This window comes from Ensifer canadensis (assembly GCF_017488845.2).
GTDB lineage: Bacteria > Pseudomonadota > Alphaproteobacteria > Rhizobiales > Rhizobiaceae > Ensifer > Ensifer canadensis.
Window position 1 is genome coordinate 362,205 of sequence record NZ_CP083374.1, and the last position, 25,678, is coordinate 387,882.

The window sequence follows — 25,678 nt, forward strand, 5'->3', positions numbered from 1 at the left end:
CTCAGGCCGCCTTGCCATCGGCAAATTTCTCGATGGATTGCGCGAGTTCCGGATGATCCTGCGCGTAAGCGTCCAGCGGCACGCCCGCGACCGCCGCCTCCCATGCCTGCTTGACCGCCTTCACGCCCGCTCCCGGCCCGCCCGGATGGCTGACGATGCCGCCGCCGCAGAGGTAGAGAAGCGCTGTCGATCCACCGGTCGCCGCGATCGTATCGGGCGCCTGCCCGCCCCACTGGCCCGAGCAGACCACCGGCAGCGCCCTGTCGTCTTCCGAAAACAACGGCGTGCTGATGGCCTTGTAGGATTGTACGAAACTTTCGTCCGGCTCCCAGTATTTCACGCGGATGCCGTTGATCTGGAATTGGTCGATGCCGAGCAGGCGCCAGAACTGCTGCCAGACGGAAAACTCGAAGCCGAGGCCGGCATGGCGCGTGAGGATATCCCAACCATTGCGGTGGGCATGCAGCACGAGGCTAGAGCGCTTGCGCAGGAAGGCGAGACCACCAAAACCGATCGAATTGATGTTGACCACGGCGCAATTGCCGCCGGCCTCAAGGACCATATCGTGGTTGCGCATCATCTCGTCGGGGTCGGCGTGACTGATGCCGAAGGCGTACATGACCTTCTTGCCGGTCTTCTGCTCGTGGGCGAGGATTTTCGGCATGATCGCCGCGACACGATCCTTCAGCGGCGAATAGGCCGGGCTCATCAGCTTCTCGTCGTCCTTGATGAAATCGACGCCCGCCTCGATCAACTCGCCGACCATATCAGCTGTTTCATGCGGCCTGAGGCCGAGCGCCGGCTTGACGATGGTGCCGATGATCGGGCGATGCTTCACACCGGTCAACGCGAAGCTTCCCGCCACGCCGAACTGCGGCCCGAGATGGGCCGCCGCAAATTCCCGCGGCAGCTTCATATCGACGATACGGATACCTGTGAGCCCTTTGATGGAAAACACGCCGCCGATGGCGATGGTCATCAGCGCGGAGAGATCCGTGCCCACCGCGTCCATCGGGAAGTCGATGTCGACATCCGCACGGTTGAACTGTTTGGCGCCACCCGCTTCGTCAGAGAAGGAGGCCTGGTGCGTGGGCGGCAGCGGACGGACGGCGACGACGCGCGCCGCCACGCGCGCCTTCAGCTCTTCCGTCTCCCCCGGCAACGCCACGAAGGTGCCTGTCGACTGGTCGCTGGCGATCTTCGACGCCATCGCTTCTACAGATCCGGGCGTCTCTATCCGATAGGTCAGACGGATCACGTTCTCTCCTCCCGCATCCCGTGCGGCACGCTTGTTAACGGCTACAAACTGGTATAATGAGTATTTATGTTATTGCAAGCCGGCTGCGGCGAAACCTGTTGCAGCATGGGAACTTGATGCATAATCAAACCTGTCGAAACCAGGTGACTCATGAACGTTGTTTCCGAACCGATCGTCCGCAAGAAACTCTCCGATGAAGTGTTTTCGCGACTGAAGCTCATGATCGAGACCGGCGAGCTGAAGGCCGGCGACGACATGCCGTCCGAACGCGAACTGATGGAACGCTACGGCGTCGGGCGCCCGGCCATCCGCGAAGCGATGCAGGCGCTCGCCGGCAAGGGCCTCGTCGAGATTTCCCAAGGCGAGCGCGCCAAAGTTTTGCGCATAACCGCGGAATCCATCTTCCGGCAGGTCGATCTGCCGGCAAAGCTGATGCTTTCCGGCTCTTCGGACTCGCTGGAACACCTCAAGAGCGCCCGCATCTTCTTCGAGCGCGGCATGGTCCGCGAGGCGGCAGCCAAGGTAAGCCCGGCACAGATCGCCGAACTGCGCGGGCTGCTCGAAAAGCAGAAACAGAGTCTCGGCGATGCGGATGCCTTCATCGATGCCGACATGGAATTCCACCACGCGATCGCCCGGATTTCGGGCAACCCGATCTTTGCGGCCGTCAGCGGCGCGATGCTGGGATGGCTGAAGTCCTACCATACGGAAATGCTCATATGGACGGGCCGCGAGGACTTCACACTTGCAGAACACGCGGAAATCATCCGCGCGATCGAAAAGGGTGACGCCGATTTTGCCGAACAGGCGATGGTAAAACACCTGGAGCGCTCCCGCGCACTCTATGCCCTCAAGAGCCAGAAGTAGTATCAACGTAGGTTGGTATAACGCTCAGATGAAGATCTCGACGCAGCCATAGGCTGGTAGAGTGACGTGCTGTCCTGACGCCAGGACTTTCTCACCGCTCGCAATTTCCACGACCTTTCGCGGCGTAGCAGTGAGCAACACTGTCTGCGGCGCAGGCGTTATGTTTGCCAGAAGCAACCGCTCCCGGGACGCCAGCCCCAGCACCGCATCCGGCCGTGAGGTCTCGACCGCGACAACCTCTTCGCCTGCGAGTGCCCCGAGACGCGCCAGCACATGTGCAAGCGGCCGCAACTCGCCTTTCGCGGTCGTCTCCCCCTCACCGGCGACAAGCCCGAAAGGGCCTGCAAGCGTCGAAAGCGTCAGGACTTCCAGTCCTGCAGAGGCCACGGTTGCGGCATAGGCCAGCGCCCAGGCGGCGCCGAAACGTCCATTGTGCCGAGGGTCGACACTGGCCATCGGGATGCGGCCGCCGGCCGGATTGTCCTTCGTGGCATTGCCATAGGGATTCTGGCGCATGGCGATGGTGGAAGGGCCGATGCGATAGGGCTTGTCGCCATAGATTGCCCGCGTGGAACGCACGACATCGCAAAGGGCCTCGAAGGTCTGCATGACGGAAAGGTCATCAGCCGCATGCACGATCGGGTTGGTGCAATGGCTGACATAGTCTATCCGATCACCGGGCACGTGCTTGCGATTGAGCTCGGTGAAATAGCTCATCATGCCGCCGCCGAGCCGAACGCCGGGAAAGGCTGCCCGCGCCGCGGCATAGACATCCGCGAGCGGCGGGCACTGCGGCCACTGACTGCCGGGCGGCGTTGACTGACGGTCCACTGACGGGCAAACGAACAGCGTATCGAGCGCCAGACCAGCCTTTTCGATGAACGTGGCGAGTTCGGCCATTTCCTCGTCAAGCGGGCGCTTGCATGGCAGGGCAAGTTCCAGTGTCACCTTGAGGCCGGACCGCTCAGCGATATCCGCGTATCCTTCCAGCGCTGCGATCCCATGTCCGGCGCCAGGATCGAAATGGGCGATCAGATGGCGCGCGTCGATCGTTTTGAGGACGGCAAGCGAGGCGAGTTCGTCGGCGAAGCATTCCGGCCGCAAGCCGACGCCGAGCTCCGGAAAGCGAAGTGCCGTCGGCGCCAGCACAAGCGTGACCAGATCCGACGCCACCGCGAATGCCGCGCCCTCTTCCGCCCGGATGCCTACGGTAATCCGCTGGCCGAACGCTTCGCCCTTCGGCACGCGGTAGGGCCAGGGTAGCGCCAGTGGCCGCACATAGGTCTTATAGGATCCGTCGGTCCAGTTGCGCTGGTCCTCCATCTCGAAGACGTCGCCACCGAACTGCGTTGTTGCCTCGATGCCCGGCGCAACGCGATGCGTGATCGCCGCGATATCCTTGAAAGGTTGCCAGGGCTCAATCTGCTCCGGCCAATGCGCCTGCTCGATACTGCCATCGCCATGCCGGACTTCCACTGGCTGGCCCGCGACGCCGACGACCGGGTGCAGCACGGCGAAGCCGGCACGGGCCGTCTCGAAGTCAGCGTCGCTGATGCAGTCTGCGGAAAAGCTCACCGTCCGCTCGGATCCGGAAATCGCGACCGCGCAATCGAGATTGGCGCCCGAAGGCGCGGTGAAGCGGGCGCTGTAAGTGACGGAGAAACCCTGTTCTTTCTCTTCGACGGCAAGGGCACTGATCATGGCATTGCAGGTGCCCCAATCCCCGTCGCGCACCAGGAAGGCGATCGCGCGCAACACCTCATAGCCGCGGAACCGAAGGCTGCGAAGATTACCGTCCTGAAGCGCCACGCTCAAATCGCCGGCGATGAGCGTGTGGCTTTCGGGCTCACGCTCCCGGGTCCCGTAGAGCAGCAGCGCGTCTTTGTTCATCCCAGCAGATCCACAAGCGAAACGGTCTCGCCGCGCCTGGCGCTAAGATAGGCGGCTTCGACAAGGGCGAAGGTTTGCAGATTGTCGCGGCCGGAGGTGTCCGGTTCCTGCCGCGCGGCCAGCCGCTCGACCCAGTGCTTCTGGATCAGCGCCACGCTCTCCTGAATGTTGTGCCATGGCCGCGAGGCCCAGGGGAGCAGCTTCGGCGCGACGAGGCTTTCCGTCGTGCCCTCTGGCCCATGGACGGTGAGCTTGTAGTCCTTGCCGAGACGGAGCGTGCCCGTGCTGCCGTCGATCTCGACGAAGGTCTGCGGGAACGGTTCTTCCGGTAGCTTGCTCGCATAGCTGACATCGACGATCGAGGTGATGCCGTTGTCGTGGCCGAGCAGCATGGTCGCCACATCCTCACCGGCAATGTCAGGATTGATGCGCGCCGTGCGGGCAGTCATTCGGTGCGCATCACCGAAGAGAAAACGGGCGATGTCGAGCGAATGGATGCCGAGGTCCTCGATGATGAAGCGCTTGCCCTTGGCGAGATAGGGTTGGCCTGAAAAGACATCGAAGCCGGAACGGAAGGAGATGCGGCCCCAGAAGGGCGTGCCGATCGTGCCACGGTCCAAAACCGCCTTCACTGCGAGGATCGGCGTTTGCCAGCGGAAGTTCTCATGGATCATCAGCGGAATGCCAGCCCCGTCGGCAGCAACCACCATGGCCTTGGCATCCTCAAGGGTCGGCGCGAACGGCTTCTGGCAGATCGCTGGCACCTTATGGCTGGCGGCAAGCTCCACCAGTGCCCGATGGCTGCCGACCGTCGTGGCGATATCGACGAAATCGAAGCCGCCATCGGCAAACGTCGCCTCTGCCGACTGGTAGCGCCGCGCGACGCCGAACTGGTCGCCGACGATACGCAACCGCTCCGGATCGCGGTCGCAGATCGCCACGATCTCCACATTGGCAATATCCTGCCAGCCATGCATCTGGTTGACGGCGAAGAAACCGCAGCCGATCAGCGCGCCCTTGATCTTGGCCATGCTCAGCCTGCCTTTGCCATCTGCATCAGGGCCACGCGCTGCTGCAGGCGGCGCTGTGCCTGGTCCACCACCACGGCGACAATGATCACCAGGCCCTTGATCACCATCTGCCAGAACGAACTCACGCCCATCATCACCAACCCGTCCGACAGAACGCCGATCACGAAGGCGCCGATGATCGTTCCACCGATCGTGCCGCGCCCACCGGACATGGATGTACCACCGAGAACTGCCGCTGCAATAGCGTTGAGCTCGAGATTGGTGCCGGTCGCGGGATGCGAGGCCATCAGTTCCGAGGAGATGACGAGGCCGACGATCGCCGCGCAGAAACCGGAGAACATGTAGACGAACATCTTGACGCGGTTGACACGGATGCCCGACATGCGGGAGGCGCGCTCATTGCCGCCGACGGCGAAGATGTGCCGGCCGAGCGGCACGAAGCGGGCGAAGTAGGCCGCACCCAACGCCACGACGATGAGGATCCAGACGGAGACCGGAAGGCCGAGGATCGAGCCGGAGCCGAGATAGCTGAAGCCCTGGTTGCCGAGGTCTTCCCGCCCGTTGAGATTGGGCAGGGTCTGGCCATCGGAATAGAGCAGCGCCATGCCGCGTGCGACATAGAGTGTGCCGAGCGTCGCAATGAAGGGCGCAACGTTCAGCCGTGTGATCAGCAGACCGTTGACCGCACCGATGAGGATGCCGACTGCCATCACGATGATCGCGACCTCGACGATATTGAAATAGACCGTGTAGCCGAGCGGCAGCGCCACGCCGTACATGATCAACCCGCCCGCAATCATGCCGCAGAGCCCGACGATCGAGCCGACGGACAGGTCGATGCCACCGGTGATGATGACAAAGGTCATGCCGATGGCGAGAAAGGCGTTCTGCGTCGCGTGCTTCGACATCAGGATCATGTTCGCGGTCGACAGAAAATTCGGCGCGAAGATCGAGAAGAAGATGATCACCGCGAAGAGCGCGATGAACGTCCTCAGCTTCATGAGCGTGAGCAGGGCCGCCCCAGTGGAGAGGCTGTTGCCAGCGGCGGCAGTTTGCGTTGCTGTCGTCATCACGCATGCATCCTTTTGGTTTTATGTCCCTCTGCGGAGGCCGAGATGACCATCTCCTCAGTGGCATCCTTGCGGTCGACCACCGTAACCAGGCGGCCGTTGCTCATCACCGCGATGCGATCGGAAAGGGCCATGACCTCTTCCAGGTCGGAGGTGGAGAACAGGATGGCGAGCCCCTCGCCCGCCAGGCGCCGCATGGTGCGGAAAACGTCCGCCTTGGCGCCGACATCGATGCCGCGGCTCGGCTCGTCCATCAGCAGCACTTTCGGCCCGGTCATCAGCGCCTTGCCGATGACGACCTTCTGCTGATTGCCGCCCGACATCGAGGTGACGTCGAAGTCCGGGTTCTTCGCCTTGATCGAAAGATTGCGGATCGCGTCCAGGATCGCCTTCTTCTCAAGCTTGAGATCGATGTGGAAGCCACCCTTCAGGAACTGGCCGAGGCTTGCCATGGAAAGGTTGTCAGCAATCGACATGGACTGCACGAGGCCCTCGCGTTGGCGGTCTTCCGGGATCAGCGCCAGGCCCTCGCGGATGCGGCGGGTCGTGTCACGCCCCTTCAGCTCCTCGCCCTCGACGAAGATTTTCCCCGTATAGTGCTCGTGGCGGCCCATGATGCATTCGAAAAGCTCGGAGCGCCCAGCGCCCATGAGACCGTAGATCCCCAGGATCTCGCCCTTGCGAACGCCGATCGACACATGGTCAACGGCATAGCCGCCCTGCGCGCGCGGCAGGCAGATGTTTTCGATGCGAAAGACCTCTTCGCCCGGCTCGTGCTCGACCTGCTTGGCAAAATCCTTGGCATCCGATCCGATCATCGAGCGCACGATCCAGCGCGTATCGATGTCCTTGACCATGGCATGGCCAGTGATCTCGCCGTCCTTCAGCACCGTGATGTAGTCGCCGATGCGCATCAGCTCTTCCAGCCGGTGCGAGATGTAGACGATCGCAACACCGCGCGCTTTCAGGTCCGCAATCACGCGGAAGAGTACGTCGACTTCGGCGGCGCTGAGCGCCGAGGTGGGCTCGTCCATGATAAGGATGCGGGTGTCGAGCGATACGGCGCGAGCGATCTCGACGAGCTGTTGCTGGCCGATCGGCAGGTCTTCTGCAAGCGTTTCGGCGGAGATGCCTGCTTCCAGGCGATTGAGGAATTCGTTGGCTTTTTCCACCTGCGCCTTGTGGTCGATGCCGCGGGGGCCACGTGTGATCTCGCGGGTGGCAAAGATGTTCTCCGCAACCGAGAGATTGCCGAAGAGGTTCAGTTCCTGGAAGACGATACCGATGCCGTGGCGCACCGCGTCGGCGGGACTGTTCAGGTGGATGCGTTCGCCATCCATCCAGATCTCGCCGAGCGTCGGGCGCTCCACGCCGGCGATGATGCGCATCATCGTCGACTTGCCGGCACCATTTTCGCCGACGAGCACATTCACGGCACCGCGGCGAAGCTTCAGGTCCGCCTTCTTCAGCGCCACGATACCGGAATAGGCCTTGGTGATGTCCTTCAGTTCGAGAATGACGTCGCCGTCGTCGAGATTGGCCATCGTCAACCTCCCACGGTGATGGTGGCAGGCACGAATTGCGGCAACTGACCCTTGGCCGGCAACGGATAGGCGCCGGTCGCTTTGAGCGTCTTGCCGGTGAGCCCCTCGCGCGAAAGCTTTTCAAGCAAGGCGCGGTTCACGTGGGTGTTGAAGGCCTTTCCGTACTGCGCCCATTCGATCTGGTTCTTGAACTCGTTGAAGTTCACGAATTTCAGGCTGTCGCGCAACGCCGTGCCGCGGATGGCCGGGCCGATCGAGACGCGCACGTCCGCCTTCGTGTCGCCGTCCACGTCCACATCAACGTAGGCCGCGCGTGATTTCGTCTCCTCAGCGACGATCACGCCGTCGACCTTGGCGGCAAAGGTCCATGGCGCGTTGCCCTGCTTTTCCTTGTGGCCGTATTTTTCCGCCGCCGCGTCCAGATTGTTTGCGGCAAGAGCGGTGACATCCTTGAACGCGCCTGCACGCTCGACGAGATAGGGTACGACCTTCGCGTCCCAAATGTCGGCGACCAGCCTGTCGGGATTGAAGGCGCCTGCCGCCGCTTGCTTCTGTTCGTCCTCGGTCTTGACGAATTTGCAGCCGCTAAGCGCAAGCGCGCCGGCAAGCATGAGTGTACAGGCAGCCTGAAACCTCAGCATTCCCATTCTCCGTCATAAACAGCAAACGCGAGGCAGGGTTTTCCCCTGCCTCGCGCCATTGCGAGAGGATTATTCGGAGAGCGCGAAGGTTTCGAGCTTGCCGGCGTTGTCCGCTGTGATCAGCACGCAGTCCATCAGCTGCTTTTCTTCGGCCGGCGCCTTGCCGGTCGTGATGTACTCATGCGCCTGGGTGACGGCGAGCTGTGCCTGGGCATAGGCTGGCTGCATGACAGTTGCCTTGATGCCGCCCGCCTTGATCGAGTCGCGCACATCGTTCGACCCGTCGAAACCGACGACGATAACGTCCTTGCGACCGGCAGCCTGCAGAGCCGCGATCGCGCCCATTGCCATCGTGTCGTTGCCGGCGATCACGCCCTGGATGTCCGGATTGGCCTGAAGGATGGTCTCCATCTTGGAGTAGCCTTCGGTCTGGCTCCAGTTGGCCGACTGCTGGGCGACCATCTTCATGTCCGTATATTCGTCCATGACGTCGTGATAGCCCTTGGAGCGGATGCCGGCATTGAGGTCGGCTTCGCGGCCGAGCAGCTCGACATAGTTACCCTTCTCGCCCATCAGCTTGACGAACTCTTCGGCACCAAGCTGCGCGCCCTGGTAGTTGTTCGAGACGATCTGGGAAACAGCGACGCCCGTGGCGTTGATTTCACGGTCGATCAGGAAGGAGGGGATGCCCGCATCCTTGGCCTTCTTTACGGCGGCGATCGAGGCTTCCGAGCCGGCATTGTCGAGGATGATCGCCTTGGCGCCGCGGCCGATTGCCGTATCGATGAGTTGCGACTGCTTGTTGGCGTCGTCGTCATGAACGAGAACCAGTGTCTCGTAGCCGAGCTCCTTGGCCTTGGCTTCCGCGCCTACGGCTTCCGCCTTGAAGAACGGGTTGTCGTGGCTCGGCGTGATGATCGCGATGAGATCGGCAGCAAACGACGGCATGGCAACGCCAGCCGCCATGACGGCAGCAAAACCGAGTGTGATCAGTCTACGGGTAATGTTCATGTTTCTCCTCCCAGTTAGCCCCGGTCTCCTTCGGCCATCCCCCCATTGAAAATGGCCTCCCGGTGCGATTCTTTGCCGGCGCGTGGCGCCGTCAGCGCGGACCAAGCCCGCCGTAAATCAGGTGATGCGCTGGATGCTCGCGGCGATTTCCGCGGGCTCGAACACGCGCTTCCAGTCGTCCTTCATGAGCACGGGCTTTCCGAACTCGATCGCCTTGTTGCAGGCATCGGAGAAGACGCCCGGTGTCTCCTCGAAGATCACGGCGCCGAGCACGTTCATGTGGCCGAGCAGGAAGTCGCGGGCAGCCTCCTTGGCAACGCCGCGGCGCACGCATTCGTCCATTGCTTCGCGCATAACGACGAGCAGCGAAGCGCAGACCGTTTCGGACAGGCCCGGCTCCAGCAGCGCCATCTGCTCGACGGTGACGCGGTGCGAGCGCATGACCGGCGCCCAGATGACCTTGGCGATCTCTTCGCCGAGCGCATAGGCACTTTCCGGACCCTGCATCAGAGCGGAAACGATGTGCTGCTTGGCCGCGATGCCGCCAAAGAAATCGCGCTTGGCCGCTGGATCCGTCTCGTCATTGAAGATCGGCGGATGGCAGGGATGCGTGACGAAATAGGTAAGGTCCGCGCGCTCGGGCAAATGGCCGGCAAATGGGGCCGCGGCATCGAGCGCCACGACCATCATGCCCGGCTTCAGCCTGCCGGCAATGCCGGCCGCGACCTTGCCGATCGCAGTATCCGGAACCGCAAGAATGACGACATCGGCACCATCTAGGCCCTCATCGGCGGAAACGCAGGCGATGCCGAGATCCTTCGAAAGGCGCGCCTTGCCGGCGTCGCTCACTTCGACATGCCGGACATCGAAGCGCGAACCCTTCAGATTCTTGGCGAGCCGATAGCCCATTTTGCCACCGGCACCGAACAGCGCGATCGATGTCATCGAAGACCTCCCTAAATGCAAGTGACCGGAGCCAATCTCGTCCAGCCGAAACGTTCCTCCGCCGATCCCGGCGTAGGTCTATATTTCTCAACTGGTATAACATGTCAACAGGTATCATAAGATACATGTTATCGAGATCTGCGAAACCGCGCCGGCAATAGGACGGCTCGATTGCAAGCCGGATAGAGGCATCTGCCTGCACAAGGCCTGCCCACAAGAGGAGCCGCATCACAGACGTTCGACTACCAAAGCACTGAAACCCTCTGGGCTGATCCGCAACTGCTCACCGAAGAACGCAGGCGTACTCGGCGGCCGTCGCCTGGCGGAGCGTGGCTTGACCTGAAACAGCTGGGACAAGTCGTCGTGAGGACGGACGCAACCAACGTGGCATCGGCCTTCGGCGACGCGGAGGTTATAGCAAAGGGGCTGGCGTTAGTGACATTGACAGGCTGGGCGCAAAAGGCGTCACCTTTTCGCTCTGTAACCGGCCAGCGCTATGATGGTATGGCCGCGTTCAGATTTCCGGTCGGCCTGTACCCGGCAATTCGCGGGCCGAGGAACGTCGTCTCTATGGACCGGTCCAGCGAGGGAGACGACGGAAGGGGCCGCGCTGTCGCGCAGCCCCTCTTCTTCTTACTGACCACCCCATGCTGCCGGATAGTCGGGCAGCTTTTCGCAGCCGCACATGGCATGATGTAGCGGCGGCATCTTGTCGTTGACGTACTGGTCGAGCGTCTCGGCTGTGATCGCCGGCTGCGGCATCACCCATTCCGGACCCGGGACCGGTTCACCCTTCAGCACGTTCACGGCCGCAATGATGGGCGTGCGCCACTGATAGGTCGGGTAGGTCGGCGCAATCGCCTTGAAGCCTTCGGCCTTCCATTTCATCAGAAAGTCCTGCTGGTCCTCCCCGGTGATAACAGGCAGGGGCAGACCGGAATCTTCGAAAGCCTCCAGCGCTGCAACGGCGGTGGCGCCGGCATCCATCCAGACCGCGTCGATCGTGCCGCGCTGCAGATAGTCCTCGACGATCGACTTGGTCTTGGCGTTGTCGCCCTCGGTGAACTCCTCGCCGATGACGTTCAGCCCCTTTTCCTTGAAGATGTGCTTGGCGGCGGACGCACGGGTCTCCAGTACGTCGACGCCGGGCACGATGCGCAGCATCAGCACGTTGGCGCCGGCCGGCGCATTGGCCGCCACGAATTCGCCTGCCTGGATGCCGAAGCCATAACCGCCGACCGGGTGGATGAAGGTGACCGGGCATTTTGTGTTGACGCCGCGATCGAAGACGATGACGGGCAACTTGGCACAGGCCTTCTCGACGGCCGGGGTCAGCGCCGCGGTTGTATTCGGCGAGACGATCAGAGCCGAGCATTTGCCGCCATTGATCAGATCGTCGATGTCGGAGATTTGCTTGTCGTCGGAGCCTTCGGCATCGACATGGATGAGCTCCTTGATTTCCGGATGGAGCTTCACTTCAGCCTGCATGTTCGTCCAGCCGGTCACGCGCCAGGCATTGTTGACCCCGGCGTTCGAGAAGCAGATCGTGTAGGGACCTTCCTTCTTGAACTTTGCGGTGTCGGCCATTTGGTCACCGTAATGTTGCGCCCAAGGCTCCCCGTCCGGGCCATTGGCCTTGGCTGTCAGTAACTCGCGCTGCCTGGCGAATTCGGCAGGGTCATCGAAGTTCAGTTGTTGGGCCTGCGCGGTGCTGGCGATGAGTGCAGCCGAAAGGGCGGCGGTCAGCAATCTTTTCATGTCTCACTCCCATTTGATCATGATTTTTCAGTTCCTCCCGACGGCCCTTCGGCCGACGAAACTCAGGTCCCGCCGGCGCGGTTGCGCCGATAGGTGGCAAGCACGACGGCGACGATCAGGATCACGCCCTGCACGACATCGCGCACCGGTTTCGGCAAGCCAATGAAATTGAGCAGCGTGAAGATCGCAGTCAGCGTCAACGCGCCGGCGATCGACGCGGGCACCGAGCCACGCCCGCCGAGAAGCTGCGCACCACCGATGACGCAAGCCGTGATCGCCTGCAGCTCGTAGCCGACGCCGACATCTGTCGAGACGCCCGCAAAACCGCCGAGCAGAATGCCGGCCGTCACCGCGCTCAGCGACGACACGACGAAGGCGGTGATGCGAACCCGCTCGAGCGGGACGCCCGACATCTGCGCCGCCCGCGGATTGTCGCCGATCGCATGCAGCATGCGGCCGAGATTGGTGCGATGCATGAGCCAGAACAGGCATATGCCGACCGAAAGCAGCACCAGCAGCGCAACCGGCAGGAACTGAATGAGCGGAATGCCCTGGATATTGACGCGCCCGAAGAAGCGGAAAGTCTCGGGCAGGTAGCCGCGCGGCGATCCGCTCGACCACATGAAGGCTGCACCGTTCAGAGTAATCATCATGCCGAGTGTGGCAATCAGCGAGGGGACCCTCAGAAAGCTGACGACGAGACCGTTGATCACGCCGACAGCGAGCCCGACAGCGTACATGACCGGGATCACCCACCATGTCGCATCGGCATTGTTGTTGAGCAGCATCGATGAACCGACCACTGTCAGCGTGATCAGCGAGCCGACTGAGAGATCGAATCCACCAGAGACGATGACGTAGATCTGGCCGGCGGCGAGGATCGCCAGCGGCGCGGCACGCTTCAGGAAATTCATGTATCCGGGGGGCTCGACGAAGTTCGGGTTCGACAGCGTGATGGCGACGAGCAGGGCTGCAAGCACGAAGAAGACGGGATTGATCTTCGGGAAGCGGCCGCTTCTCGAGGTGCCGGGCGTCTCTGCCGAGCCGATGGTTTGCTGAATCATGCCACTATCCTCTTCGAACGCACGGCGTAGAAGGCGACGGCTGCGACAATGATGATGCCGCGCATCACCTGCTTGGCGAAGGCGTCGACGCCGGCGAGATTAAAGATGGAGTCGATCAGCGAGAAGATGATGACGCCCGCGACGGTGCCCCAGATCCCGCCCTTGCCGCCGGAGAGGATCGTCCCGCCGATGACCACGACGGCGATCGATTCCAGGTCGTATGCACCCTCCGTGCCGATCCAGGGCGAACCGGACTTCAGGCGACTTGCGAGATAAAGACCCGCCAGTGACGCACACAGGCTGCAGATGATATGGCTCGCCATCACCACGCGGCCCGTCTTGATGCCCGCTGCACGCGCGGTGTCGCGATTGCCGCCGACTGAGTAGATGTTGGACCCGAAGCGAGTGAACCGCAGCAGGACCCAGGCAGCAAGAACGACCAGCGCCAGCATGATGAGGCTGAATGGCAATCCCAGCACAGTGCCATAGGCGAAGAACTGGAACGCATCCGGGACCGAACCTGCGAACTTGCCGTGGAAGGAAGCAAGGCAACCCTGAATGATGAGCGCCATGCCCAGCGTCGCGATGAGCGGATTGACCTCCAGCCTGATAATCAGCAGCCCGTTCAACGTGCCGACCAGAACACCCATCAGCAGCACCGCGAGGACGGCAGGCACCATCATCGCCGGATCACCGTTCATGATCGCCGACGAGACCACCGCCGACGCGGAAATGAGATGCGCCACCGACAGGTCTATCGAGCCGACGAGAATGGCGAAGGTCTGGCCGACAGCGGTCATGCCGAGCGCGATGGAGCGGTTGAGGATGGAGATCGCCGCTTCCGGTGTCAGGAACCGCGTCAAACCAAGGCTGAGCGCGATAGCGATGTAGATCAGAAGCGCGGCAGCGAGCAGCAGGGCCGGCGAATAGCGCTCAATGCGCGAAGTGGGGCGTTTGGTGAAGATCGCCGTGTTCATGCCGCCACCGCCTCTTCGCCGGTTGCAGCGAGCATGACATCGGCTTCCGACACGCCGCGCTGGAACGCTGCCACCAGTTCGCCGGCGCGCATAACGAGGATGCGGTCGGCAGCACCGAGCACCTCCGGCAGGTCGGACGAAATCATCATGATCGCCGTACCCTTGCGGGCGAGATCGCGCATGAGGTGGTAGATGCCGGCCTTGGCATTGACGTCGATGCCGCGCGTCGGCTCGATGAAGATCAGCAAGCGTGGCGCCAGAGCCAGCCAGCGCGCGACAATTGCCTTCTGCTGGTTTCCGCCGGAGAGCGCCTTGATTTCCTGGGAAAAGCTGCCCGCGCGCACGTCGAGGTCCTGCAGCAGCCTATCCATCTCCTCAGTGGAGGCGAACGCGGTCGCATCAGCCTTGCCCGCGAGAGCCGACAGCGCCCTTGCCGTCAGCATGCCATTGTCCGTGACCGACTGCATGAGCACCAGCCCTTCGGCCTTGCGATCGCCCGGCAAAAGGCCGATGCCTGCGCGGATGGCGTCGCGCGGGTTGGTGAACCGCGCCGGCTTGCCGGCAAGCAGCACCTCGCCCCTGATGAAGGGCGAAAAGCCGAAAATCGCCTGGGCGAGCGCAACGCGCCCTGCCCCCTGCAATCCGGCAAAACCGACGATCTCGCCGGCGCGAAGTTCGAAGGAAATGTTCTTCAGCCGCTCGTTGCCGGCATTGCGCACGGAGAGCACGGCATCACCAATCTCCTGCGACGTCGCCGGCGCCGCATAGAAATCGCCGATATCGCGGCCGACCATGGCGCGTACGATCACATCGGGCTCCGGCACTTCGTCGAAGCTCGCGGCCGTTTCGCCGTCCTTCAGCACAGTCACCCGATCGGCAAGCCGCGTGATCTCGCGCATGCGGTGCGTGATATAGACGATCGCCACACCCCTCATCTTCAGCGTGTCAACGAGGCCGAACAGCACCTCGCATTCCGCCTCGTTGAGGGCGGCAGTCGGCTCGTCCATCACGATCACCCGTGCATCGAGCGACACCGCCTTGGCGATCTCGACCAGTTGCTGGCTTGCGACATCGAGGTCGGCGACAACCGTGTCGGGTTCGATCCGATGCGACGAGCCGAACAGCGAGAGCACGCGTCGCGCCTCCTGGTTCATCGCCCCGTGGTCGACGAGGCCGAACCGCGTCGGCTCGCGGCCGAGAAAGATGTTCTGCGCCACGGTGCGCTCGGGTAGTAGCGAGAATTCCTGGTAGATCACCGCGATGCCGGCGCGGATCGCATCGAGCGGATGAGTGAAATGTCGCTCCTCTCCGCCCACGACGACGGCGCCGCCATCCAGTCGGTAGACGCCGGAGAGGATCTTCATCAGCGTAGACTTGCCGGCGCCGTTCTCGCCGGCCAGTGCGTGGACCTCACCCGGATAGGCAACGAAGCTCACACCTTTCAGCGCTTTGACGCCGGGAAAATTCTTGGTGATGCCGCGCATCTCGATTGCGGGAGAAGGAATGGTCATGCTTGTGCCCATGTCTTGCGAATGAACGTCGCGCTTTCGGAAAAGAGCGTCTCGAAATCGGGAAACAGCGGCCGCCAGACGCGGGTTGCCGTCGCGATTGCTGGAAGTCCGGCGCCGAATGCTTCAAGGGTCAGCCAGCCGTCATAACCGATCTCCTTCAAGATCTTGAACATTGCGGCGAAGTCTATGTGTCCCCGTCCCGGGATGCCACGATCGTTCTCGGAGACGTGAAAGACGCCGATGTCGCTGCCGATCAGGCGAATGGCCGCCTCCGGCCGACGCTCTTCGACGTTGGCATGAAAGGTGTCGTACATGATTTTGAAGGCTGGATGCCCAACCCGGTCCACATAGGAGCGGGCCTGCTCCATGGTGTTCAGGTAATAGGTCTCGAAGCGATTGAGGGGCTCGAGGCTCAGATGCATACCGTTTGCCGCAGCCCGCTCCGCCAGTGCCCGATGTGCGTCGGCGCCGTATTTGAGCTCGTCCTCGCTGGCCCCGGCCCCGGTGAAGAACCCGATCGGTGCATGGAAGGGCCCACCCATACTTTCGGCCCCAAGGGCGATGGCGCAATCCAGGGCCCAGTCGAGATGGGCAAGGCCGCGCGCTCGTACGTCCGCGTCACAACTGACCGGGTTGGCGTCCGGCGTCGGAACGATCGACGTGGTCGATCGGCCGATGCCGAGCGTGTCGAGCTCCTTGCCCAGGCGCTCATAGTGGCTGACGGCACCTTTAAGGACCGGGACCTCGACCCCGTCATAACCGAGGTCGCGCAGCCGTCCGATGCTGGCCAAGTGCCTGTCCTCGACGAAGTCAGTCAGACAGAGAAGGTTGATGCCTAGGTTCATGGCGCGCTCAGTGCAGCTTGATGCCGAGGTCGCGGCAGGTCGCGCGAATCCAAGACAGGGATTTCTCGATCATCGGGCCGGCGGCTCCCTCGCATTCCAGGCTGAGCACGCCGTCGTAGCCGTGATCGCGCAGTATCGCGAGGCAGGCCTTGATGTTGTCGGCATTGACACCATCGCCGAGCGCGCAATGGCTGACCGCGATGCCGGTCTGCCCGCCACGAACCGCAGCGGCGAGCGATTGCGAAACATCCTTGACGTGAACGTGGCTGACCTTGTCGACGAAGCGCGGCAGAAACTCCGTCGGCTCCTGACCGGCGATGAAGGTGTTGCCGGTGTCCATGTTCATGCGCAGCCATCGGGAATCGACGAAGGCAAGCATGCGCTCCATGAATTCGGGGCGCGTGGTGAAATGCCCGTGCGGCTCGATATTGACGATGATTTCGTGCGCTTCCGCGACCTCGATGATCTTCTCGTAGCTGCGCTTCATGAGCGCCATCGATTCTTCTTCGCTCAGCCCCGGCGGCATATGGAGCCCGTCGGTCGTGTCGACGCAAGGGCTGCCGGCCTGCGCGGCCCAGGCAATCGATTTCAGCACGTAAGGCACGCCGCGCAACGGGCCATCTTCGCCGGAAAGCGGATAGGCGGCATCGACCTGGGAGAAGCGCACGCCGTAGCGATCCATCTTCCGACGCAGCAGTGCGGGATCCTCGTAAAGCGCGACATGCGGCTGGTAGCCGAGCCCATGAATCCAGCTGACCCCGTCTATCAGGCCACACTCGATGAAGTGCACATCGTTGTCGCTCGCCCACTGCAAGCATTTTTCGAACGACCAATAGGCCGAGTTGAACGCGTCCGTGTGGAAACCTATCCGCACCGGCAAATCCTCCCTGATTCTCCTCCATGCCGTTGAGTTTCAACGACAAATCACGAAGCGCCTCCGTTTGCCGCTTGATGATGACGCAGCATTGCGCAATAAAGGAGCGTCCGCGTTCGAAATAGAGGACTGGTAAATTTTGAACATCGGCGGGGGAGAACGATGAGCAAAGTCAACAATGAGCGAGCCGTCGGCCGGCCGGCGGTTTTCCGTGAGCCGGGTGCCCTGCTCTATGCCGGGAACTGCCAGGACCTGATGAAGGCGTCTCTTGCCGGACAGGTCTCACTCAACGCATGGACGCGACGCGGCTATCCGGGCATCGACCTCGGCCACGCCCTACCGCAGGTCTGTTCCGTCGGCGGTTGGGATGCGACGAACCCGCAGGACTGGGGTCTGCGCGAACATTGCAACGAAGGCGTCAAGATCGCCTATCTCGCACGCGGCTCTCTCACCATTACGATGGACGGCCGCAAGACCACGCTCAGCGAAGGCCAGATGTTCGTCGTCCGGCCGTGGCAATTGCATGCGCTCGGCGACCCCAATATCGGCGCAAGCCATATCGTCTGGGTGCTGATGGACATGGGCGTGCGCCGCCCGCATGAAACCTGGCTCTGGCCCGATTGGATCGGCTGGCCGGAACGGGATCGCAGGCGGCTGAGCGAGCTTCTGTCCAAGAACGAGCAGATCTCCTATCTCGCCTCGCGCGAAGTCGCGCGCACCTTCATGGATATTCACGAGGTGGTGGCGAGCCGTGACATCCATGGCGGCGAAGCGCGCCTGCGCCTGCTGATCTCGATGATGCTGCTCCAGTTCCGCCAAATGCTGGAAAGCCAGGCGCCGGTGCTGGATCTGGCACTCGCAAGTTCCAAGCGCACGGTCGAGATTTTCCTCAAGCGCTTGAGGCATGCCCTCGACGAAGACTGGACCCTGGAGAACATGGCTGTCGAATGCAATCTCTCGCGCACCCAGTTCACCCAGCATTGCCAGGTGCTGACCAACATGACGCCTGTGCGCTACTTGCAGATGTTGCGCCTGAACGCGGCGCGCCAACTGCTCGAAAATGGCCAGCAATCCGTCACCAACGTTGCTTATGACTGCGGCTTCTCCTCGAGCCAATATTTTGCCACCTGCTACAAGAAGCGCTTCGGCTTCTCGCCCATTGAGACGCCGCGACAGCAGACGATGATGACCAGCTGAGCTTCCGTCAGGAGGCATCCCCTACCGAACGAAGATCTGGTTGGCACAGGGCTTCCCGTTGCCGCGCCGATCCAGATGCACGAGTTTGGTCAGGTCGTAGCTTTGACTGCCTGCGAGCTGACGACAACGTCAAATTCCGCCTCAACTGCCTTGCGACGACGGCGGCCTATCGAAGCAATCGAGTGTCTGCACTAGGTAGATCCTTATCAGGCCAGGATACTTCGGATTGCCCGCTGGTCTGCAAAGGATTCAAGGTCAGCCGTGCAAGAGCCTGGGCCCTGCGGTACTCGAACTCAAATCGAAGGAGGAGACGTTGGAAGACGCTGAAATTGAAAGACGTGCCAGACAGCTATGGGTTAGAGAGAACCCTAATCGACCATGGCTCCCGCTATCTCAAAGGGCCGAACTCGGACAGGACATGTCGGCTAGTGCGTCCGAGGAAGACAGGAAGCGCTATATTGAACGGGTTCGAAGTGGCGAGTAGGCTCAAGCCACTAAGCTTGGGAGGTCAAAACATGGGTCGTCGTCATCATCCTTGCAATTGTCTTCCTGCTTCCGGGAAAGACGACGACTGAAACAGCGAAGCCGCCAGCGACCACCACCGAACCGACGAGTGCGCAGCCCTCGACAACGGCGCCCGCTCAATAGAGACGCATGCGTCGGAGTAAATATAAGCATCGAGCCCAACAAAAAAGGCCGGGGCGCGCTGGCTCCGACCTTCTTTCATTGTCGCTTCCAAGACTAATGCCAGTACATCCGTGGTCAAGAGTCGAAAGCAGTGCGCGATTGCCAGCGTGGAGTTATCTCATGCTCGACAGATGCGCGTATACCAGTTTTATAGGACGACGGGTTTTCCGAAACAAGCTGTCCGTTTGGGCTATGACCTACGCCATATGCAGCCAAATAGGGATCAGATACTCATCCTCGACCACCAAAATGAGTGGCAGGAGACAACGAGGAAAAGCCCCATCCGCAACCCGGTGAACCCTAAAAAACACGACGATTACCTTCCCTCGGCCGCAGGCCAATCGTTTGAAGGTTCATCAATAGTGGTCTTCGCTGTGTCGTCGTCTGCGGGGTCTGGATCGCGGATCAAGGCGCTGCGCAGACCATCGACATCCTCAAGGATGGCGGCGAAAACATCTTCCTGCTGAATGCCCGCCACGACGAACAGGTCTACCAACCCCTCAAGTCGCAGTCGAAGATCCTCGCGCCATGCCTGCGGATCTTCCTCAATCGCAATCGTCATTTTCGACCTTTCTTGCGGCTCGTCGGCCATTGAGAAAAAGCGCATTCTCTAATCGGTCGGGTATGCGGCCCTTGGCAATGTGACGCCGCCGGCCTCTAGCTCTGTTTCTTCTCCCACCGCGGCAAGTCGGGCACTGGTTGCGTCCAAAACAGCCGTCAGAAATTCTACACGGCCCCATCCGACCAAGTGGGCTTCTTCGACAAGGAGCTGCACCGCGTAGTCAACGGCCTGGTCGAGCTCGACCTTCCGCTCGGATGTGCCTGGGGGCTGATTTGGAGGATCAATCATTGCATTCCTCAAACCGAAGATGGTGACGTCATAGAACGCCTGAAATATGAACCCCGTGTTCGGAAAATCGTTCCAAAACTTCTCAATCGAAAATCCGGCTTTTCGGGTGCTCCGCAGCCCTACGCAGACGAGGCACCGCCATTGATAACGGCCGGTCGGCCATTTTTGGAACCTCCCCACCCCATTGTCAGTTCCTCCTTCACACCAACAAGGAGAAACTCCATGGCAAAGAATGACCTTACAGCCGGCTTCACTGGCACACCCACCGAACAACCTACTGGCGTTCGCAAAGTAGCAAAGACAGCGGGAGATGTGGTGAAGCGCGAAACCAGTGCTGTGGCTGCTGCGGCCGCGGACCACCCACATACCGCAACGGGTTTGGTGCTTACGATCGGCGCCCTTGCCTTCGCGATCGGCTACATTATGGGGCGATCGTCGATCGACGACACTAGGCAGGGCTATTGGCGGTAGGAGGCGCGCTGGCGCTTGGAACGCTGTAGTGGATAACAGCGTCTGTTTGCCGCTGTCCGCCCGTCTCGGCGGGTTAAGCGCGGCACGCCATCGCACTCAGACGCCGAGTACCAATCGCGCTCGAATGGAACACTTTCCTTCCAATTAGGTTTCACCAGTTCATTTCAAAGGAGAAACGAAGATGGATCACACTAATCACGTCCGCCTCGCAGCCACAGAACTCACGCCCGCAGTCCTGGAAGGTGCGACAGTTTACGGAGCGGATGACCATAAGGTTGGCAAAGTTGATCATGTGCATGGAGCGGGCGCCGGCAGCAGCGTTATCATTGACGTCGGCGGCTTCCTCGGCATAGGCGCCAAGCCGGTCGCGGTTCCCCTTACCGATCTCGATTTCATGCGGGATGAGGACGGCGACGTCCACGCTATCACGACATGGACCAAGGATCAGCTTAAGGAGATGCCCGAGCATCGCCATTAGCCACTGTAGCCCGGCCTATGTGCCGGGCTTCCTCCGACTGTGGTCAAAAGCACCGCAGACGGCGAATATCTCCGATCTGATCACATTCGTTCAACGTGCGCACATTGGCGGACTCCCTCACGGAGCTACGGTAAGTCCGCTACGAAGATAGCCGGATGCAACGTATGTCGCCGACCGCCACAAAACTCACGCCTTGAGCGGCGATGAACCAGAGGTCTCGACAGCCAGCATGGTCGGCAGCTCCCAAATCGATGCGCGGCAGGCTCCGTTGCATGTTGCATTGCGAAATAAATGAGGTCATAAAAAAATCACTCACCACGGACCCGGTGAAACTCCGGGTGGCTCTTCTGGCCGCCGATCCGCCAGACCACGCAAAACCTGCATGCCAACTTCAGAACCGCTCGATCGAGCGCGTTCGCCATGCTTTGCGAGAACACATCAGATGCAATTTTCCTCCATCCGCCGGGATTGGTCCGCCGCCCCTATGCGCGAAATGCTCGCCGGGGCCGTCGCGACGTTCGCCTTGATCCCCGAGGTCATCGCCTTTTCTTTCGTCGCCGGCGTCGATCCTCAGGTCGGCCTATTCGCCTCCTTCATCATCGGCATTGTCATCGCTTTCACCGGCGGGCGTCCTGCCATGATTTCCGCTGCTGCAGGATCGGTCGCGCTCGTCGCAGCACCCCTCGTCCACGCGCATGGGCTGCCCTATCTCTTTGCCGCCGGATTGCTCGCGGGCATCTTCCAGATACTGTTTGGGCTCCTTCGGCTCGGCGTTCTCATGCGTTTCGTTTCGAAATCTGTCCGCACAGGCTTCGTGAACGCGCTTGCGATCCTGATCTTTGGAGCCCAGCTACCGCACATCATTGGCGGCGACTGGCTTGCCTACAGTATGCTGGCGGCAGGACTTGCGGTCATCTACCTTGCCCCAACGGTCACCACGGCGATCCCATCGCCGTTGATCTGTATTTTGGTTCTGACCCTGGTATCGATCTCGTTACAACTCCCGGTGATGACCATTGCCGATCTCGGCAAGTTGCCTGACTCTCTTCCGATCTTTGGCTGGCCCACCGTTCCCCTGACACTGGAAACGCTGAGGATTATCGCAGGGCCGGCGCTCGCCATCGCCATGGTCGGCCTGCTTGAATCTATGATGACGGCCAGTGTGGTGGATGATCTGACGGGAACACCGAGTTCGAAGAACAGGGAGTGCACGGGACTCGGCATTGCAAATGCCGCGGCAAGCCTGTTCGGCGGGATCGCAGGCTGCGGCATGATCGGCCAGACCATCAGCAACGTGAAGTACGGCGGACGCGGCCGACTATCCACGCTGTTTGCGGGGGCCTTCCTGCTGGTGCTGATGGTGTTGCTGAAGCCATGGGTGTCTCAGGTTCCGGTCGCAGCACTGGTGGCCATCATGGTAATGGTGTCGATCGACACGTTCGATTGGTCTTCATTGCGCAGTGTGATCGTTCACCCCAAGGTGTCGAGCGCGGTCATGATCGCGACCGTCCTCGTCACGGTGTTTACCTCGAACCTGGCACTCGGCGTGGCAGTGGGCGTCCTTCTAAGTGGCGTTTTCTTCACATTCAAAGTCGCCCGCCTCTTGCGGGTTGAAACCGCGGTCGACGCTGCTGCCGGACGTTTGACATATCGCGTGTCGGGCCAGGTGTTCTTCGCGTCGGCCGACATCTTCGTCGAGGCATTCGATATAGAAGAGGCAAGTGGCATGGCTGTTCTGATCGACGTATCACAGGCACACTTCTGGGACATCACCGCCGTCGATGCTCTGGATAAGGTGGTGGGACGTTACAAGGCGCATGGTATCGCCGTGGATATATTGGGCCTGAACGAGGCGAGTGCCACGTTGATCGGGAGCCTGAATGGAGCGATGAAGCTTAAAGAGGTCTGATCCAGATTATTTGATCCTCAACAAGAGCTGGCCATGAACGCCAAGGACCATGGCCCTCTTTGTTAAGGTTCTGTCGGCCAACAGCGGCCATCACAATCGTCACGCTTTTGTGGCCGAAGCCGACCTGGGCGGCCGGTACCAAAAGCAGTATCCCGACCTCACTGGGGGGCACCCAAGCGGTCGAGCCAGTCTGTCACCCTTTCAATCGTCTGTCGTTCCTGCGGCGCCTGCATGGAGAAGCCCTCGACCAGGTTCACGGTCGGCGCGTGCGTTGCGAGGACCGACAGGCTATCGCCAAGCCCGTAACCGCCATGGGTGATGAGTGGCACAATGGTTTTGCCCGATAGGTCATGCGCGGAAAGAAACGACCGTATCACCGGAGGCGCCGTCATGCCCCAGATCGGAAAACCGAGGACGATCGTGGCATAGCTGGCGACGTTGTCCACCGTCGCCCTCAAGGGCGGCTTATAGCCTTGGTCGCGTTCCGATTGCGCCTGCGCGACCGTCTCGAAATAGTCGTCGGGATACGGTTGTTCCGGCTCGATCTCGAATAGATCTGCGCCCAGGGCACGGCGGACCTGCCGGGCGACAACCCGCGTGTTTCCGCTGCGGAAGACGCTCGCCACGGACCTCGATTTTGGAGACCTCGGCATCAATCTCGGCAAGATCATTAGGCGTCATTTCCAGATCGGCACTTTCAAGGTTTTCTTCCAACCGATGGAGCTTGGTGGTGCCGGGAATCGGGACGATCCAGGGCTTTTTCGCCAACAGCCAGGCGAGCGCGACTTGCGCCCGCGTAGCACCTTTGCGATCGGCCACTGCCTTGACCACGCTCACCAGCGCCATGTTCGCCTTGCGGGCTTCGGGTGTGAACCGCGGCACATGGTTGCGGAAGTCCGTCGGATCAAAGGCCGTGTGCTCGTCGATCTTGCCGGTGAGGAAACCGGCGCCGAGCGGGCTGAAGGGAACAAAGCCGATGCCAAGTTGCTCGAGCGCCGGCAGAAGTTCGGCCTCCGGTGCGCGCCAGAAGAGCGAAAATTCGCTCTGCACCGCGGTCACGGGCTGGACTGCATGGGCGCGGCGGATGGTCTGGACGCCGGCCTCCGAGAGACCGAAGTGCTTGACCTTGCCTTCGGCGATAAGCTGCTTGACGGCGCCGGCCACGTCTTCGATCGGCACGGCCGGATCGACACGGTGCTGATAGAAGAGGTCGATGCGATCTGTTTTCAGCCGCTTCAACGCGGCCTCCGCCACCGCCTTGACATGTTCGGGACGGCTGTTGGTGCCGCCGCTGCGCGCGCCGGTCTCAAGGTCTATGTCGAAGCCGAACTTCGTGGCAATGACGACCTTGTCGCGGATCGGTCGAAGCGCCTCCCCCAGCAACTCCTCGTTGGCGAAAGGTCCATAGGCTTCTGCCGTGTCGAAAAGCGTCACGCCCAGGTCGTGCGCGTCGTGGATGAGCTGGATCATCTCACTCCTATCCCCAGCGGAGCCGTAGACGCCCGTCATACCCATGCAGCCAAGGCCTAGGGCCGACACTTCAAGATTTCCGAGATATCTGTGTTTCATTGTTTATCCCTTACTTCTTCTCAGGTGCCTCGACGGCCGAGTAGGCCAGAACGGCATCGGGCAAGCGCTGGCCGCGCACCTTTATGGCAGAGACTGCGGCATTGAGTTCTGTGGTCTCTTCGGCGCTGAAGCTGATCGACGTGGCGCCGATATTCTCAAGCAGGTGCGGCATCTGTGTCGTCCCAGGGATCGGTACGATCCACGGCTTTTGCGCCAACAGCCACGCAAGTGCAATTTGAGCCCGGGTCGCCTGCTTCCGGTCAGCCCAGTTATTCAACAATGTCACAAGCGCCAGGTTCGCCGGCAGGTTTTCCGGCGAGAAACGCGATTCGATCCCGCGGATGTCGCCCTGGGCAAAACGCGTCCGCGCGTCGATTGCACCCGTCAAGAAACCGACACCAAGCGGGCTCCATGGAACGAAACCGATGCCGAGTTCCTCGCAGACCGAAAGCACTTTATCTTCAGGCCCACGCCACAGCATCGAATACTCGCTCTGGACGGCCGACACGGGAAGTGCGGCGTGAGCGCGGCGCAATGTGTTAATCCCCATTTCGGAAAGGCCCCAATGCAGGACCTTGCCCTGGTCCATGAGGTCCTTGACTACATCAGCGACATCCTCGATCGGAACGTTCGGATCGACGCGGTGCTGGTAGAGAAGGTCGATGCGGTCCGTGCGCAGACGCTTGAGCATGCCGTCAACCACAAGCTGGATGTGATCCGGACGACTGTTGAGGCCGGGACGGCGCTCGCCGGTTTGGAGGTCGATGTTCCATCCGAATTTCGAGGTGATCACGACGGTATCTCGGAACGGTTCGATGGCTTCGCCAAGAATCCGCTCGCACTCATGCGGGCCATAGGCCTCGGCGGTATCAAAAAAGGTGACGCCGCGCTCGTGGGCCGCACGGATGATGTTGATCATCTCCAGCCGGGACGGGATCGTCGTCTGATAGGTCCGGCCCATGTTCTGAACACCAAGGCCGACGCTTGAGACTTCCAGCGTTCCAAGCTTTCGCCGATCGCTCGACTGGACTGAGGCAGAACTGTCCGCGGTCCCTGCCTGTGCAAAGGCCGGCGAACTCGCACTGGCGAGCAGGGGAGCCACCGCAAGACTTCCCGCCGCGCCGAGGAAGCCTCGACGGCCGATTGTCGTTGTGTCCTCATTCGTCATGTCTTTCGTCCTTCCCTGTGATCGGTTTGCAGACCGTTACCCATCGACCGTCGTGTTTCGGGG

23 protein-coding genes and 1 other annotated feature are annotated in these 25,678 nt (G+C 61.3%); of the genes, 5 read left to right on the forward strand and 18 right to left on the reverse strand.

Annotated features, from left to right (window positions below; translation table 11 throughout):
* Window position 1: 1 nt before the first annotated feature.
* The gene (oiaX, locus tag J3R84_RS35110; RefSeq protein ID WP_057216965.1) at window positions 2–1,258 is read right to left on the reverse strand and encodes a 3-oxo-isoapionate-4-phosphate decarboxylase OiaX; all 1,257 of its coding nucleotides are present in this window, start codon (window positions 1,256–1,258) and stop codon (window positions 2–4) included.
* 150 nt (window positions 1,259–1,408) lie between these two features.
* Here oiaX and J3R84_RS35115 point away from each other — a divergent pair, with 150 nt between their 5' ends.
* Window positions 1,409–2,125, forward strand: a complete 717-nt coding sequence (locus J3R84_RS35115; RefSeq protein WP_057220057.1) for a transcriptional regulator NanR — start codon at window positions 1,409–1,411, stop codon at window positions 2,123–2,125.
* 24 nt (window positions 2,126–2,149) lie between these two features.
* On the opposite strand, the gene apnL is transcribed toward J3R84_RS35115, so the two are convergent.
* From apnL to J3R84_RS35180, 13 genes are all read right to left on the reverse strand, one after another.
* The gene (gene apnL / locus J3R84_RS35120; protein WP_063978357.1) at window positions 2,150–4,015 is read right to left on the reverse strand and encodes a D-apionate lactonase; all 1,866 of its coding nucleotides are present in this window, start codon (window positions 4,013–4,015) and stop codon (window positions 2,150–2,152) included.
* Complete coding sequence (locus tag J3R84_RS35125) at window positions 4,012–5,046, reverse strand: Gfo/Idh/MocA family protein (RefSeq protein WP_057220058.1); 1,035 nt, start codon at window positions 5,044–5,046, stop codon at window positions 4,012–4,014. Before J3R84_RS35125 ends, apnL begins: the two co-directional genes overlap by 4 nt.
* 2 nt (window positions 5,047–5,048) lie before the next feature.
* Window positions 5,049–6,116 (reverse strand): ABC transporter permease, encoded by a 1,068-nt coding sequence (locus J3R84_RS35130; RefSeq protein ID WP_057220059.1) that lies wholly within the window; start codon window positions 6,114–6,116, stop codon window positions 5,049–5,051.
* Entirely contained in the window at window positions 6,116–7,660 is a 1,545-nt protein-coding gene (locus tag J3R84_RS35135) for a sugar ABC transporter ATP-binding protein (RefSeq protein WP_057220060.1), read from the reverse strand. The genes J3R84_RS35130 and J3R84_RS35135 overlap by 1 nt, the downstream gene beginning before the upstream one ends.
* Before the next feature lie 2 nt (window positions 7,661–7,662).
* Complete coding sequence (locus J3R84_RS35140) at window positions 7,663–8,301, reverse strand: DUF2291 family protein (RefSeq protein ID WP_057220061.1); 639 nt, start codon at window positions 8,299–8,301, stop codon at window positions 7,663–7,665.
* 69 nt (window positions 8,302–8,370) lie between these two features.
* Window positions 8,371–9,312 (reverse strand): D-ribose ABC transporter substrate-binding protein, encoded by a 942-nt coding sequence (locus J3R84_RS35145; protein ID WP_057220062.1) that lies wholly within the window; start codon window positions 9,310–9,312, stop codon window positions 8,371–8,373.
* Between the two features lie 117 nt (window positions 9,313–9,429).
* Complete coding sequence (locus J3R84_RS35150) at window positions 9,430–10,257, reverse strand: phosphogluconate dehydrogenase C-terminal domain-containing protein (protein ID WP_057220063.1); 828 nt, start codon at window positions 10,255–10,257, stop codon at window positions 9,430–9,432.
* A gap of 633 nt (window positions 10,258–10,890) precedes the next feature.
* Entirely contained in the window at window positions 10,891–12,015 is a 1,125-nt protein-coding gene (locus tag J3R84_RS35155; RefSeq protein WP_192433894.1) for an ABC transporter substrate-binding protein, read from the reverse strand.
* Window positions 12,016–12,077: 62 nt separating this feature from the next.
* Window positions 12,078–13,079 (reverse strand): ABC transporter permease, encoded by a 1,002-nt coding sequence (locus J3R84_RS35160; RefSeq protein ID WP_057207177.1) that lies wholly within the window; start codon window positions 13,077–13,079, stop codon window positions 12,078–12,080.
* On the reverse strand, window positions 13,076–14,056 hold the full coding sequence (locus J3R84_RS35165; RefSeq protein WP_057207176.1) for an ABC transporter permease: 981 nt from the start codon (window positions 14,054–14,056) through the stop codon (window positions 13,076–13,078). The genes J3R84_RS35160 and J3R84_RS35165 overlap by 4 nt, the downstream gene beginning before the upstream one ends.
* Window positions 14,053–15,567 (reverse strand): sugar ABC transporter ATP-binding protein, encoded by a 1,515-nt coding sequence (locus J3R84_RS35170; RefSeq protein ID WP_057207326.1) that lies wholly within the window; start codon window positions 15,565–15,567, stop codon window positions 14,053–14,055. The genes J3R84_RS35165 and J3R84_RS35170 overlap by 4 nt, the downstream gene beginning before the upstream one ends.
* Window positions 15,564–16,412 carry a sugar phosphate isomerase/epimerase family protein gene (locus tag J3R84_RS35175; protein WP_057207175.1) on the reverse strand — a complete coding sequence of 283 codons (849 nt, stop codon included), beginning with the start codon at window positions 16,410–16,412 and terminating at the stop codon, window positions 15,564–15,566. The genes J3R84_RS35170 and J3R84_RS35175 overlap by 4 nt, the downstream gene beginning before the upstream one ends.
* A 7-nt stretch (window positions 16,413–16,419) precedes the next feature.
* Window positions 16,420–17,286 (reverse strand): sugar phosphate isomerase/epimerase family protein, encoded by an 867-nt coding sequence (locus J3R84_RS35180; RefSeq protein WP_158071660.1) that lies wholly within the window; start codon window positions 17,284–17,286, stop codon window positions 16,420–16,422.
* Window positions 17,287–17,448: 162 nt separating this feature from the next.
* On the opposite strand from J3R84_RS35180, the gene J3R84_RS35185 reads away from it, so the two are divergent.
* Window positions 17,449–18,483, forward strand: coding sequence for an AraC family transcriptional regulator (locus tag J3R84_RS35185; RefSeq protein WP_203527543.1), 1,035 nt, complete (start codon window positions 17,449–17,451; stop codon window positions 18,481–18,483).
* A gap of 1,003 nt (window positions 18,484–19,486) precedes the next feature.
* Here the strand turns inward: J3R84_RS35185 and J3R84_RS35190 are convergent.
* The gene (locus J3R84_RS35190) at window positions 19,487–19,732 is read right to left on the reverse strand and encodes a hypothetical protein (RefSeq protein ID WP_084814252.1); all 246 of its coding nucleotides are present in this window, start codon (window positions 19,730–19,732) and stop codon (window positions 19,487–19,489) included.
* Between the two features lie 510 nt (window positions 19,733–20,242).
* On the opposite strand from J3R84_RS35190, the gene J3R84_RS35195 reads away from it, so the two are divergent.
* The 3 genes from J3R84_RS35195 (at window position 20,243) to J3R84_RS35205 (ending at window position 22,878) form a co-directional block, all read left to right on the forward strand.
* On the forward strand, window positions 20,243–20,491 hold the full coding sequence (locus J3R84_RS35195) for a hypothetical protein (RefSeq protein WP_203527541.1): 249 nt from the start codon (window positions 20,243–20,245) through the stop codon (window positions 20,489–20,491).
* A 181-nt stretch (window positions 20,492–20,672) separates the two neighbouring features.
* A complete protein-coding gene (locus J3R84_RS35200) occupies window positions 20,673–20,969 on the forward strand; it encodes a PRC-barrel domain-containing protein (protein ID WP_082523550.1) in 297 nt (98 codons plus the stop codon).
* Between the two features lie 316 nt (window positions 20,970–21,285).
* Window positions 21,286–21,341 (forward strand) — a sequence feature (sul1 is cis-regulatory element that is thought to sense ions involved in sulfur or methionine metabolism; They are found in Alphaproteobacteria).
* Window positions 21,342–21,411: 70 nt separating this feature from the next.
* Window positions 21,412–22,878 carry a SulP family inorganic anion transporter gene (locus tag J3R84_RS35205; RefSeq protein WP_203527539.1) on the forward strand — a complete coding sequence of 489 codons (1,467 nt, stop codon included), beginning with the start codon at window positions 21,412–21,414 and terminating at the stop codon, window positions 22,876–22,878.
* A gap of 158 nt (window positions 22,879–23,036) precedes the next feature.
* Here J3R84_RS35205 and J3R84_RS35210 read toward each other — a convergent pair whose 3' ends face one another.
* Genes J3R84_RS35210 through J3R84_RS35220 form a run of 3 tightly spaced genes read right to left on the reverse strand, consistent with a single transcriptional unit; the run spans window position 23,037 to window position 25,615 of the window.
* Entirely contained in the window at window positions 23,037–23,444 is a 408-nt protein-coding gene (locus J3R84_RS35210) for a flavodoxin (protein ID WP_225906236.1), read from the reverse strand.
* Window positions 23,344–24,447 (reverse strand): aldo/keto reductase, encoded by a 1,104-nt coding sequence (locus J3R84_RS35215; RefSeq protein WP_203527537.1) that lies wholly within the window; start codon window positions 24,445–24,447, stop codon window positions 23,344–23,346. Before J3R84_RS35215 ends, J3R84_RS35210 begins: the two co-directional genes overlap by 101 nt.
* 10 nt (window positions 24,448–24,457) lie before the next feature.
* Window positions 24,458–25,615 carry an aldo/keto reductase gene (locus J3R84_RS35220; protein WP_203527535.1) on the reverse strand — a complete coding sequence of 386 codons (1,158 nt, stop codon included), beginning with the start codon at window positions 25,613–25,615 and terminating at the stop codon, window positions 24,458–24,460.
* Window positions 25,616–25,678 lie beyond the last annotated feature (63 nt).